General features: G+C 66.9%; 13 protein-coding genes. 7 read left to right on the forward strand and 6 right to left on the reverse strand.

The window, feature by feature from the left end:
- Positions 1 to 76: 76 nt before the first annotated feature.
- The 4 genes from PXJ20_RS09230 to PXJ20_RS09245 all read right to left on the reverse strand — a co-directional run bounded on the left by PXJ20_RS09230 (position 77) and on the right by PXJ20_RS09245 (position 3355).
- Positions 77 to 1348 (reverse strand): MFS transporter, encoded by a 1272-nt coding sequence (locus tag PXJ20_RS09230; protein WP_421029830.1) that lies wholly within the window; start codon positions 1346 to 1348, stop codon positions 77 to 79.
- A 198-nt stretch (positions 1349 to 1546) separates the two neighbouring features.
- Entirely contained in the window at positions 1547 to 2134 is a 588-nt protein-coding gene (locus PXJ20_RS09235; RefSeq protein ID WP_421029831.1) for a YceI family protein, read from the reverse strand.
- A 64-nt stretch (positions 2135 to 2198) separates the two neighbouring features.
- On the reverse strand, positions 2199 to 2786 hold the full coding sequence (locus PXJ20_RS09240; protein ID WP_421029832.1) for a YceI family protein: 588 nt from the start codon (positions 2784 to 2786) through the stop codon (positions 2199 to 2201).
- 8 nt (positions 2787 to 2794) lie between these two features.
- Complete coding sequence (locus tag PXJ20_RS09245; protein ID WP_017776985.1) at positions 2795 to 3355, reverse strand: cytochrome b; 561 nt, start codon at positions 3353 to 3355, stop codon at positions 2795 to 2797.
- Between the two features lie 522 nt (positions 3356 to 3877).
- Here PXJ20_RS09245 and PXJ20_RS09250 point away from each other — a divergent pair.
- The 5 genes from PXJ20_RS09250 to PXJ20_RS09270 all read left to right on the forward strand — a co-directional run bounded on the left by PXJ20_RS09250 (position 3878) and on the right by PXJ20_RS09270 (position 9417).
- Positions 3878 to 4666: a paraquat-inducible protein A gene (locus PXJ20_RS09250; protein ID WP_421029833.1), complete on the forward strand. Its 789-nt coding sequence runs from the start codon at positions 3878 to 3880 to the stop codon at positions 4664 to 4666.
- Between the two features lie 6 nt (positions 4667 to 4672).
- On the forward strand, positions 4673 to 5377 hold the full coding sequence (locus PXJ20_RS09255) for a paraquat-inducible protein A (protein WP_017776987.1): 705 nt from the start codon (positions 4673 to 4675) through the stop codon (positions 5375 to 5377).
- Positions 5374 to 7059 carry an intermembrane transport protein PqiB gene (locus PXJ20_RS09260; RefSeq protein ID WP_017776988.1) on the forward strand — a complete coding sequence of 562 codons (1686 nt, stop codon included), beginning with the start codon at positions 5374 to 5376 and terminating at the stop codon, positions 7057 to 7059. Before PXJ20_RS09255 ends, PXJ20_RS09260 begins: the two co-directional genes overlap by 4 nt.
- Positions 7056 to 7892 (forward strand): PqiC family protein, encoded by an 837-nt coding sequence (locus PXJ20_RS09265; protein WP_421029834.1) that lies wholly within the window; start codon positions 7056 to 7058, stop codon positions 7890 to 7892. The genes PXJ20_RS09260 and PXJ20_RS09265 overlap by 4 nt, the downstream gene beginning before the upstream one ends.
- A 205-nt stretch (positions 7893 to 8097) precedes the next feature.
- Positions 8098 to 9417 (forward strand): THUMP domain-containing class I SAM-dependent RNA methyltransferase, encoded by a 1320-nt coding sequence (locus tag PXJ20_RS09270; RefSeq protein WP_421029835.1) that lies wholly within the window; start codon positions 8098 to 8100, stop codon positions 9415 to 9417.
- A 94-nt stretch (positions 9418 to 9511) separates the two neighbouring features.
- Here PXJ20_RS09270 and PXJ20_RS09275 read toward each other — a convergent pair whose 3' ends face one another.
- Entirely contained in the window at positions 9512 to 9853 is a 342-nt protein-coding gene (locus tag PXJ20_RS09275) for an ArsR/SmtB family transcription factor (protein ID WP_017776991.1), read from the reverse strand.
- 266 nt (positions 9854 to 10119) lie between these two features.
- On the opposite strand from PXJ20_RS09275, the gene PXJ20_RS09280 reads away from it, so the two are divergent.
- The gene (locus PXJ20_RS09280) at positions 10120 to 10509 is read left to right on the forward strand and encodes a VOC family protein (RefSeq protein WP_017776992.1); all 390 of its coding nucleotides are present in this window, start codon (positions 10120 to 10122) and stop codon (positions 10507 to 10509) included.
- 96 nt (positions 10510 to 10605) lie between these two features.
- Entirely contained in the window at positions 10606 to 11292 is a 687-nt protein-coding gene (locus PXJ20_RS09285) for a helix-turn-helix transcriptional regulator (RefSeq protein WP_017776993.1), read from the forward strand.
- A gap of 40 nt (positions 11293 to 11332) precedes the next feature.
- Here the strand turns inward: PXJ20_RS09285 and PXJ20_RS09290 are convergent, their stop codons facing one another.
- Positions 11333 to 12787 (reverse strand): NAD(P)(+) transhydrogenase (Re/Si-specific) subunit beta, encoded by a 1455-nt coding sequence (locus tag PXJ20_RS09290; protein WP_199543907.1) that lies wholly within the window; start codon positions 12785 to 12787, stop codon positions 11333 to 11335.
- Between the last annotated feature and the right edge of the window lie 2 nt (positions 12788 to 12789).

Genomic DNA, 12789 nt, shown 5'->3' on the forward strand with positions numbered 1-12789 from the left:
CGATGGCGGTTGATGGTGGTCGACAGCAAGCAGTCGGTCACGGCCGGCCACGACGCACCATCGCCTTGAACGGCATCTACCGAAACTGCAGCTTGCGCCGTGCCGCGACCAGCGCAGCGATGCTCAACGCTGCCGCGAGCATCACGTAGAAAGCAGGCGCCACCTTCGTGCCCGTCGCGCGAATCAGCCACGCGATGATGAACGGACCGAATCCGCCGAAAATCGTCACCGCGACGTTATAGGCGAGCGACATGCCGGTCGTGCGCGTCTGCACCGGAAATATCTCGGACAAGAGCCCCGGCAGCGACGCAAAGTATCCCGTCATCAGCAAGCCGAACACAGCCTCGATGACGAGCAACGTGCCGAAGCCGGGATGGGCAACGAGCCAGGCGAAGCCCGGCAGGATCAGGACAAAGAGCAACACGGCCGAGACGAGCATGAGCCGCGTGCGGCCATGGATGTCCGAGAAGTGCCCGAACACGGGCGCGAGCACGAGCTGGATCACGCCCACGAGCATGATCGCCGCGAACGACACCGAGGGCGACAGCCCCAACTGCTTCACGCCGTAAGTGGGCATGAAGAGCACGAGATAGGTCGCGACGGTGCCGAGCACCACCGCGCCCATCGCAATCAGAAGACGCACCTTCTGCGCTGCGAACGTGTCGCGCAATGGTGTAGGCGTGGTCTCGGCGGCGAGGAATTCGGGCGTCTCGTCGAGGCGCGAGCGGATGTACCACGCCACCGGCCCGATCAGGAGCCCGAAGAGGAACGGCACGCGCCAGCCCCACGCGTCCATCTGCTGCGGCGTGAGCGCGCCGGACAGGAACGTGCCGAACGTAGCGGCAAGCAGCGTCGTGAGGCCCTGACTCGCAATCTGCCAGCTCGCATAGAAGCCGCGCCGCTCAGGCACGTGCTCGGCGAGAAACGCGGTGGCGCTGCCGAACTCGCCGCCGGCCGAAAAGCCCTGCACCAGACGCGCCAACACGAGCACGATGGGCGCCGCCACGCCAATCGACGCATAACCCGGCAGCACCGCGATCACGAACGTGCCGACCATCATCAGCAGGATGGAGAGCGTGAGCGCCGCCTTGCGTCCGCGCAGGTCCGCATAGGCGCCCAGCACGATGGCGCCGAGCGGCCGCATGAAGAACGACACGCCGAACGTACCCAGCGTGAGCAGCAGCGAAACCGTATCGTTGCCGGCCGGAAAGAAGAGCCGCGAAATGACGACCGCGAAAAAGCCGTAGACGACGAGATCGAACCATTCCAGCGCGTTGCCGATGGATGCCGCCACGATCAGCCGCCAGGAGCGGCTACCGGTGGCGACAGCCGGCGGGATTGCCGTCATGCCCCTGTTCATCGCGACCTCCGTTTGTATGTCGTTCTGGTTCGGGTAGTTACCGCCTTATTGGCTGCTTCGGGGGGTGCAGCCGTTTCATACGCAGCGTCCATGCCCGCGCACTGCCGTACGCGCGCTTGTCTGCTTCTGTTCGTTCGTCCGTTCAGGCGCGGGGCCGTCCGTACACAACGCGGCCCCGCGCGATGCCTACTGCTTGATTCCTTCGGCCTGGATATGCAGCGTCGTTTGCATGCTGAAGCCGTAGTCCTTGCCGAACGCGAGCCCGTAGTCCGAGCGGTCGAATGTGGCGCTCGCTTCCACGCCGCACACCTCGCGCTTGAACACGGGGTGCGGCATGCACTTGAACGACTCGATCTTGAGCGCAAGTGGCTTCGTCACGCCGTGCAGCGTGAAATCGCCGTCCACTTCCACGGGCCGCTCGCCGTCGAAGCGAATGCGCGTGCCCTTGTAGGTGGCCTTGGGATATTTCGCGACGTCGAAGAACTCGGCCTCCTTCAGGTGATCGTCGAGCTTGGCATTGCCCGTGTCGATGGACGCGACGTCGACCGTCACGTCCACCGTGCCCGTCTTCGCCTGACGGTCCAGCGTGACCGTGCCCGAGGTCTTCGTGAACTTGCCGCGCCAGATCGAAAGGCCACCCAGGTGGTCGGCCTCGAAGCTCGGATAGGTGTGGTTCGGGTCGAGCATGTAGGTGTCGGCAGCGAACGCGCCGGCCGAACCCAACGACAGCGACGCGCCCAGCGCCGCCATGGCAAACAGCTGTGACTCCTTCAAGTCCTGTCCTCCTCACAGACAATCGACGACACGAAAACACCGCGGCACACGACAGCAGCAGTCTCTATTTGCGCGCGGCAACGATGTGAAACTTGATGACCACTTCGTCGGCCACGGTGGAGGTGTCCTTCCAGTCGCCCGTGCCCACGTCGAATTGCAGGCGGCGGATCGGCAACGTGCCGTCGAAAGCCTGCGCGGAACCCTGCTGGGAGTACGCAACGGGCACGACCACCGTCTGCGACTTGCCCTTGATGGTGAGCTTGCCCGTCACCTTGTACTGATTGCCGCCGGCCGGCGCGATGGCGCTGGAAACGAAGGTCGCCTGCGGCCAGGTCTTCGCATCGAACCAGTCCTTGCCACGCACCGAGTCGTTGAAGCTCTCGTCGCCCAGATCGTAGCTGGCCACGTCCACCGTGAATTGCGCGCTGCCCGCGGCGGGTTTGGCGGGATCGAAGCTGAGCTGCGCGGTGAACTTCCTGAACCGGCCTTCCACCGGCACGTTCATCTGCTTCGAGGTCGCGGTAATCGAGCTCTTCGCGAGATCCACCTGGCTTGCCGCGCCGGTCTCGGCAAGCGCGTGGCCGGGCGCCGCCGCGTTCAGAGAAGCCGCGGCGAACACGGCCAGCATGTAGCGATAGAACGAACCCTTCATGTTTGTCCTTATTTGAGGAACGGAATCATGCGCGACAGCAGGCCGTCGCGGTCGAGCCATTGATGCTTGATCGCCGCCGCCACATGCAGCACCACGAGCACGGCGAGCGAGTAATCGAGCGTGACGTGCATCGTGCGGAACACCGTCTTGAGCACGGGATCAGGGCCGATCAGCATGGGCAGCTGCACCAGCCCGAGATAGACAACCGGCACGTTGGCCGCGGAGCTGAACAGATAACCCGAGACCGGCACGGCCACCATCAGCACATAGAGCAGCGCATGCACGCCGTGCGCGAGCACGCGCTGCCAGCCCGGCATGCGGCGCGGCAACGGCGGCGCCCGGTGCGTGGCGCGCCAGACGATGCGCAGCACGGCAAGTGCGAACACCGTCACGCCGATCCACTTGTGCCAGGAATAGTAGCGAAGCTTGGTGGGCGTGAGGCCCGGAATGCCCGTCATCACCCAGCCGAGCGCGAAGGCACAGACGATGAGAAGCGCGATCAGCCAGTGGAACCCGATCGCCGTGCGGGTGTACGGCTCGGGCGAGGCAAAGGAAGGACGGGATGGCATGACGATCCGGACGCTAACGCATTACGTTCAACGTGGCAGCCGGCGCGCTTATTCCATCCGTAAGGGGAAAAGCTGCGCGCGAGGCCGCCGCCCATGCCGCGCCGGCGTCCGGCGAAGCGAGGACGCCACGCAGCCCTGCAAACGGCGCATGACCCGGTACGGCGCTAAAAGCAACCGCGCAAACAGCGGACAACAGCCGGGGATGTCAAGGCCGCCATGCTACTCCAGCCTTGGGCCGTCCTGCATGAAGACTGGCGCAACGGAACGAAAGGAGGGCGCGAGGGTCGATATTCCGGCATTCGCCGGTCTCGGCCTTGCCCAGCCCCGTTGTGCGTGGCCCGGCATGGGTTTGGTAACATGGTGGCGCCTTTTGGACCGTCCAGCCGGTTCGTACCGCGCCACACGGCGCCCGGCACCGCCGCTTTCGTCCGGCTGCTTCACGGACGATCAGACAGACGATCAGGCCGTTCAAGCCATTTAGGCCGATCAAGCCGTTTAGGCCGTTTTATCCAGCACGCCCACATGGAACGAGACAATCTGATCGCATGCCACGAGTGCGACGCGCTGTTCCGCAAGCCACTGCTACGCGCCCGGCTCACCGCGCGTTGCCCGCGCTGCGGCGCGGCGCTCTATCACGGCTCGTCCGCCCAGCTGGACCGCATCTGCGCGATGACGCTCGGCGCGCTCATCACGTTCATCATTGCCCAGTCGTTTCCGATTCTCGAACTCGACGCGAACGGCGTCACCTCGCGCTCGAGCCTGTTCGGCGCGCTCGTCGTGCTCTGGGAAGAGCACATGGAACTGGTCGCGGTCATGGTGTTCTGCTGCACGGTCCTGTTCCCGCTGACCGAACTCGTCGCCCTGCTCTACGTGCTGCTCCCCGTGCGCCAGGGCCACATTCCGCCCGGCTTCAACCGCGTGCTGCGCGCCATCCAGTTCGTGCGGCCCTGGGGCATGATCGAAGTTTTCATGCTGGGCGTGCTCGTCACCATCGTGAAAATGGTGAGCCTCGCGCGCGTGATTCCCGACGTCGCGCTGTTCGGCTTCGGCGCGCTCACGCTCATGTCGACGGTGGTCGTGACCTTCGATTCGCGCACGCTCTGGGACATCGCCGACGAACTGCGGGCGCGCCGCGCGTCTCGCCAACCGGGCCGGTCCGGGCCGGCGTCCGGGTCAGGCGGCAATCCTGGAGACAATCCTGGCGGCCACTCCGGTGGCCATTCCGGCGCAACGGTGGGCGGTGGTCCCGGCGCAAGCGCGGGCGCCGCACCCGGCCGCCGTCCCGCCCCGCTCGCCGCGCGCAAGGACTGACGCCCCATGCGATACCTCACCGCCAGGCGCGCCGGCCTCGTTTCCTGCCATGCCTGCGGCCGCGTGCAGCCCTGGCTGCGCTCGGTCGGCAAACAGCATTGCTCGCGCTGCGATGCGGTGCTGCACCGGCGCAATCCCGACAGCCTCATGCGCACCTGGGCGCTGCTCGCCGCCGCCGCCATCCTCTACATTCCGGCCAACCTGCTGCCCATCATGCATACGTCCTCGCTTGTGGGCAGCGACGACAACACGATCATGAGCGGCGTGGTCTACTTCTGGACCTCGGGCGAATGGCCGCTCGCCGTGATCGTGTTCGTGGCGAGCATCGTGGTGCCCATGCTCAAGCTCTCGGTGCTCACGCTGCTCACGCTCACCGCGCAGCGCCGCTCCGCATGGCGGCCCAACGAACGGGTGCGGCTCTACCGCATCATCGAGTTCATCGGGCGCTGGTCGATGCTGGACGTCTTCGTGGTCACCATGACCGTGGCGCTGGTGCGCTTCCAGTCGCTTGCCGTCATCACGGCGGGGCCGGGCGCCCTGGCTTTCGGCTCGGTCGTGATTCTCACCATGATCGCCTCGATGCAATTCGACCCGCGCCTGATCTGGGATGCCGTCGAGGAAGACGGGCCGTGGGCGTCCTCGGTCCCGTCCGCGGCGGCCCCACACACTAAAAACGAACAACCACCCTCAACAGAGGATCCTGCTTCATGAACAGCACGCAAGGACCCACGCCGCCGGCGCCACCCGAGTCGCAGGACGCGCGCACCGCAAGCGGTGCCGGCGCGTCCGTGCCGCCCGCGGTGCCGCCCGAGCTTCCGGACCCCGACGTCGAGCCGCCCCGCCGCTGGCTGCCTTCGCTCGTCTGGATCGTGCCGCTGCTCGCCGCGCTGATCGGGGTGGCGCTCGTGGTGAAGTCCGTGCTCGCGCAAGGGCCCAACATCACGATCAGCTTCGTGAGCGCCGAAGGGCTGGAGCCCGGCAAGACCCAGGTCAAGTACAAGGACGTCAACATCGGATCGGTGAAATCGATCCGGCTGTCGAAGGATCTTTCGCACGTGCTGGTGCAGGTGGAACTCACCAAGGAAGCCGAGAACTTCGCCGTGAAGGACAGCCGCTTCTGGATCGTGCGTCCGCGCGTGGGTACGACGGGCGTGTCCGGGCTCGGCACGCTGCTTTCGGGCGCCTACATCGGCGTGGATGCCGGACGCTCCAGCGAAAGCGAAACGGATTTCGTGGGCCTCGAAACCCCGCCGCCCGTCACCATCGACCAGAAGGGCCACCAGTACACGCTGCACGGCGACTCGCTCGGCTCCATCGATATCGGCTCGCCGATCTTCTACCGCCGCGTCCAGGTGGGCCAGGTCACGGGCTTCTCGCTGGACAAGGGAGGCACGGGCGTGACGGTGCAGGTATTCGTTTCCGCGCCCTACGACCAGTACGTGGGCACCAACACGCGCTGGTGGCATGCCAGCGGCGTAGACCTGCGGCTCGACGCGAGCGGACTCAAGCTCAACACGCAGTCGCTTGCCACGGTGATCGTGGGCGGCCTCGCGTTCCAGGCGCCGCCCGGCCAGTCCGCGGGCACCAACGCGCCCAACGGCACGATGTTCCGCTTAGGCGCCGATGAAAGCGACGCGATGCGCGAGCCCGACGGCATTCCGGTGCGCGTGGTGATGAACTTCAACCAGTCGCTGCGCGGCCTTTCGGTGGGCGCGCCCGTGGACTTCCGCGGCATCGTGCTGGGCCAGGTGACCGACATCGGCGTTGAGTACGATCCGAAGACGCACGAGTTCACGATGCCGGTCACGATGGACCTCTACCCCGACCGCCTGCGCCGCCACTCGCGCAACCAGATGCCGATGCAAAGCACGCCCGAGGCGAGCGAGATGCTCAAGACGCTGGTGAAGCACGGCCTGCGCGGCCAGCTGCGCACGGGCAACCTGCTCACCAATCAGCTCTACGTCGCGCTCGACCTGTTCCCGAAGGCGCCGCCCGCCACCGTGGACGTGACGCGCGAGCCCATCGAGCTGCCCACCATTCCGAACACGCTCGACGAACTGCAACTGCAGGTGGCCGACATCGCGAGGAAGCTGGACAAGGTGCCGTTCGACCAGATCGGCACCAATCTCAACAGCGCGCTCAAGAACGCCGACCGCCTGTTCTCGCGGCTCGATACCGAAGTGGTGCCGCAGGCGCGCGACACGCTTTCGGCCGCGAAGCAGACCTTCGGCGCCGCCGAAGCAACGCTCCAGCAAGACTCGCCGCTTCAGTCCGACGTGCACCAGGCGCTGCAGGAACTCACGCGCACGCTGCAGTCGCTCAACGCGCTGTCCGATTACCTCGAACGCCACCCCGAATCGCTGTTGCGCGGCAAGCCGGGGGACAAGCCATGAAAAACGCCATGCTTCGCACCCTGCTTCGTTCCCGGACCACGGCCACCGCTGCCGGTGTTGCCACCGCTGCGCTCACGATGCTCGCCGCGTGTTCTTCGTCGCCGCCCAGCCGCTTCTATACGCTCAGCACCGCGCCCGATGCTGGCGTCGACACGGCGCAGCGCACGGCGGCGGCCGCGGCGGCCAACCCTTCGCTGCTGATCGAAGTGGCGCCGGTCGACATGCCGTCGCAGGTCGCGCGAAACCAGCTCGTCGTGCAGAAAGACGCGAACCAGGTGAGCGTGCTGGAAGAGGAGCGCTGGGCGTCGCTACCCGGCGACGAGGTGCGGCGCGCGCTCTCGGGCGACCTTGCGCAGCGGCTCGGCACGATCGACGTCTACGGCGCACCGTATCCCGAAGGCGTGCCGGTGTACCGCGTCAGCGTCAACGTGCATCGCTTCGAGTCCTGGCCTGGCTCGCATGCGCTCATCGACGCCGTATGGAGCGTGCGGCCAGTGGGTAGCCGCGCCGTGATGACGTGCCGCAGCGTGGCAAGCGTGCCGGTGGCGAGCGGCTACGACGCGCTCGTGGACGGGCATCGGCGTGCGGTGGAGGCGATCGCTACGGCGATCGCGGGCGGCGTGCAGTCGCTCGCGGCGCTGCCGCGGATGGCGGACACGGATGCCGCGGCGAGGGTCGGGAAAGGCGCGTCTCGGGCGAGCGTGCCGCGAGCGGCAGCAACGGCGGGAACGACAGCGGCACCGGCTGCGCCCGTCGTGCCCTGCCCCGTAACGGCGATGTCGCCGGATGCCGCTTCGGCCGGCTCGTCGGCGGCGGTTAGCTCGGGCAGCTGATGCCACGAGGCGGCGCCGCTTTCGCGCGGCGGAATGCACAAAACGAGTCCGCGCCGCTGCTATTGAAGCTGCAGATGCGACGGAAGCCGCCGAGCCGCCGAGCCGCCGAGCCGCGCAAGAAAGCATGACGCCGACACGAAGCGGCCGGCCGCCCAAACCCGACCGCGTACAATAGCGCCTTCCCCCGCAGCGTTCCGCCCTCCTCATGTCTTTCGATTTCTTCGTTCCCTGTCCGCGCGGCCTCGAAGCCGCCCTTGCCGCCGAGATCGCCGAGATCGGCTCGCGCCATCTGCGCGCCGGCGCCCTGCAATCGGGCAGCGACGTGCCGGGCGGCGTGCATTTCCGCGGCGACTGGTCGGCCGGCATGGCCGTGAACCTGCACTCGCGCATCGCGAGCCGCGTGCTGCTCAAGATCGCGCAGCAGCCGTACCGCAACGAGCAGGACATCTACAACCTCGCGCGCGAGCAGCGCTGGGAGCAGTGGTTCTCGGCCAACGAGACGCTGCGCGTCGACATCACGGCGATCAAGTCGCCGCTGCGCAGCCTGGAGTTCGCGACGCTGCGCGTGAAAGACGCTGTCTGCGACCGCCTGCGCGAAGTGAGCGGTGCACGGCCCAGCATCGATACCGCCGTGCCCGACGTGCGCGTCTTCGCGTTCCTCACGGCAGCCGAGTGCACGCTGTACCTCGATACGTCGGGCGAGCCGCTCTTCAAGCGCGGCTGGCGGCTCGACAAGGGCGCGGCGCCGCTGCGCGAAAACCTGGCTGCGGGCATCCTGCGCCTCACCGGCTGGGCGCCAGGCACGCCGCTCTACGACCCGATGTGCGGCAGCGGCACGTTCCTCGCCGAGGCGGCGCAGATCGCGCTCAACATCGCGCCCGGCGTGGACCGTCGTTTCGGTTTCGAAAAGCTCAAGCAGTACGACATCACGGCATGGCAGACGCTGAAGGTCGCCGCCATGGACGCCAGGCGCGCGGCCCGCGGCGCGCGCACGAATCTGCAGATCTACGGCAGCGACATTTCGGGCGACATGCTGGACAAGGCGCGCGCGAATATCGAGCGCGCGGGCCTGCCGGCAGTGCCGCTCAAGCAGGTCGATGCACGCGCCATGACGCCGCCCACCAACGCACCCGGCATCCTCGTGGCGAACCCGCCCTACGGCGAGCGGATCGAGGTGCGAGGCCGCGGCCCGCGCGGCGAGATTCGCGACACCGGTCGGCGGGCCGAGCGCGACGCCTACGACGACGAAGGCTTTCGCCGCGCGCAGCCCGATGCGCCGGACAGCGAGTTCTTCCATGCCATCGGCGATGCGCTCAAGCAGCGCTTCACCGGCTGGCACGCGTTCTTCCTCACGTCGGACCGCAAGCTCCCGGGTCAGCTGCGGCTGCGCGAATCGGCGAAGACGCCGCTCTTCAACGGCGCGCTCGAATGCCGTCTGTTCCGCTTCGACCTGATCGCGGGCAGCGTGCGGCAACGCGCGAGCGCGGCGCCCGCCGAAAACGACGGCGAAGCCAGCGGCGGCTGAACGCTCGCTGCGCCGGGGCGGTTCCACGGCGCAGCAGCCCGCGCCCGCTCCCCGACGGCGTTCCACGCCGCGGCAGCCAGCACGACACGGCTCATCACCCTTCCCGCTCCTCCTCGTTCCCCGCATCAGCACGCGCCTCGAGCCCCCGCTTGAGGTCGTGCAGCGCGCGTAGCCGGTCGCGTTCGAACTTGCCGATCCAGCGCTCCGCAATCTCATGGATCGGCACAGGGTTCAGGTAATGCAGCTTTTCGCGTCCGCGCCAGGCGGTCGCGACCAGATTCGCTTCTTCCAGTAGCGCCAGGTGCTTGCTCACGGCCTGGCGCGTCATCGCGAGGCCCTCGCAGAGCTCGCCCAGCGTTTGTCCATTGCGCGCGTGCAGCAGGTCGAGCAGCTGACGGCGCGTCGGGTCGGCCAGCGCCTTGAATACGGCGTCCATACGTTGGTGGGAACCTCGTTCGTGTTTTGCGGCCTGGCCCGTCTGTTCGGGGATGCGCACGAAGATGCGCGTGCAGGCCTGCAATCGGCGTCCATTATGCAACCATGAGGTTGCACGTCAAGCGCGGCGCGCCCTTCCATTCGACGATGCGGCTCTTTCACGCCGTCCCGCAAAGCTACTGACAGAACGCTGTCAGCAGCGGCCCCGCACACTTCCATCACGCCATCCGGCGCCTTCAGGACTTACCGACAATCAAGGAGCGTGTCATGTCAGCAGATCAATCGCGCGTCATCGCCTGGTTCGACATTCCGGCCGTGGACTTCGACCGCGCCACCCGTTTCTACGAAGCCGCGCTCGACGTCGAACTGCGGCGCGAAGTGGTGAGCGGCATTCCGATGGCCATCTTCGGCCGCGGCGAAGCCGACACCGGCGGCTGCATCGTGTTCAACCCGCAGCAGCACAAGCCCGACAACGAGGGCGTGCTCGTCTACCTGAACGCGAAGCCCACGGTGACGGACGCGCTCGAGCGCGTGGAGCGCGCGGGCGGCAAAAAGCAGGGGCCGGCTATCGAACTGCCGAACAACTACGGCTACATCGGCTACTTCATCGATACCGAAGGCAACCGTGTCGGCCTGCATTCGCTCAAGCTCGCCTAAGCCACGCAGGCGCGGCGCAAGCGGTTCGCGAAACACGGCGAGCCGCCTGCGCCCGCGCGCTATGATCGCCGCATTCCACCCACCGCACCCGCCACGATGACCCGTCGCGCCGACCGCCTGTTCCAGATCGCCGAGCTGCTGCGCGGCCGGCGGCTCACGACTGCGCAGCAGCTGGCCGAATGGCTCAACGTGTCGGCGCGCACCGTGTATCGCGACGTGCGCGACCTGCAGCTTTCGGGCGTACCGATCGAAGGCGAAGCGGGCATCGGCTACCGGCTCTCGCGCGCGGCGAGCCTGCCGCCACTCATGTTCACCGCCGACGAACTCGCGGCGCTCGCCACCGGCGCGCGGATGCTCGAAACGTGGGGCGGTGCGGGCCTCGCGGGCGGCGCCCGCAGCGCGCTCGCGAAGATCGCCTCGGCCATGCCGGCCGACAAGCGCGCGGCACTCGAACGGCTCGCCGTGTTCGTGCCGTCGTTTCATATCGACGGCGAGTTTTCGAAGAAAGTGGACACGCTGCATCGCGCCGTGGATACGCGGCTCGTAGTCAGCTTCGGCTACGAAGACCGGCTGGGCGCGCAGACCGAGCGGCGCGTGTGGCCGCTCGGTCTCGTCTACTGGGGCGGGCGCTGGACGGTGGGCGCCTGGTGCGAACTGCGCGAAGACTTCCGCAACTTCGACATTGCGCGCATGAAGGGCGTGGCAGTGCACGAGCACTTTCCCGACATGAGCGGCCGGCGCCTCGCGGACTATCTGCGCGTGGTGAACGCGCCGTCGCGGTGACAGCGCGCGCTCATGACGTCGACGTCAACGTCGACCTGGACTACTCGACCGACTTCACCATGTCCTCGATCACTTTCTTGGCGTCGCCGAACACCATCATCGTCTTGTCCATGTAGAACAACTCGTTGTCGAGACCGGCGTAGCCCGCCGCCATCGACCGCTTGTTGACGATGACGGTGCGCGCCTTGTACGCCTCGATGATGGGCATGCCCGCAATCGGCGACTTCGGATCGTTCTTCGCCGCCGGGTTCACCACGTCGTTCGCGCCGAGCACCAGCACCACGTCGGTCTGGCCGAACTCGTTGTTGATGTCGTCCATCTCGAAGACGAGGTCGTAGGGCACCTCGGCTTCGGCGAGCAGCACGTTCATGTGCCCCGGCATGCGGCCCGCCACGGGGTGAATGGCGTAACGCACGTCGATGCCCTTCTCGATGAGCTTGTCGGTGAGTTCCTTCAGCGCGTGCTGCGCGCGGGCCACCGCCAGCCCGTAGCCCGGCACGATCACCACCGTTTCCGCGTTGCCGAGCATGAACGACGCGTCTTCGGCCGACCCCGACTTCACCGGCCGCTGCTCCTGCGTGCCGCCCGCCGCGGCCGCGCCGGGCTCCGCGCCGAAGCCGCCCAGCAGCACGTTGAAGAACGAGCGGTTCATCGCGTGGCACATGATGTACGAGAGAATCGCGCCCGACGAACCCACCAGTGACCCCGCAATGATCAGCATCGCGTTGTTGAGCGAGAAGCCGATGCCCGCGGCGGCCCAGCCCGAGTACGAGTTGAGCATCGACACCACCACCGGCATGTCGGCCCCGCCGATCGGGATGATGATGAGCACGCCGAGCGCGAACGCGATCACCGTCATGATGATGAACGGTAGCCACGACTGCGTGAGAAAGAAGATCACGCCGAAGCCGACCATCGCGATGGCGAGCATCAGGTTCAGCAGATGCTGGCCGGGATACACCACCGGCGCGCCCTGGAAGAGCCGGAACTTGTACTTGCCCGAGAGCTTGCCGAACGCGATCACCGAGCCCGAAAACGTGATCGCGCCCACGAACGTGCCGATGAAGAGTTCGATGCGGTTGCCGTAGGGCAGGAAGCCCGCATACGGCGCATCCTCGGCACCCAGACCGAACGCGGCCGGTTCGGCAACCACGGCATACGCGATGCACACGGCCGCGAGACCGATCAGCGAGTGCATGGCCGCGACCAGTTCGGGCATCTTCGTCATCTCGACGCGCGCGGCCACATAGGCGCCAATCGCGCCGCCCACCACGAGCGCACCGAACAGCAGCCCAAGGCCGAGACCGAGATTCGACCCGAGGGAGCCCGCCTGCTTCACGATCAGCGCGATGGTCGTCAGGATGGCGATGGCCATGCCCACCATGCCGAACACGTTGCCGGCCCGCGCACTCTTCGGATTGGAAAGGCCCTTGAGCGCCTGGATGAAGCACACCGAGGCCAGCAGGTAGAGCAGCGTCACCACGTTCATGCTCATTT

It is taken from the genome of Paraburkholderia sp. A1RI_3L, assembly GCF_048957895.1.
Lineage (GTDB): Bacteria > Pseudomonadota > Gammaproteobacteria > Burkholderiales > Burkholderiaceae > Paraburkholderia > Paraburkholderia kururiensis.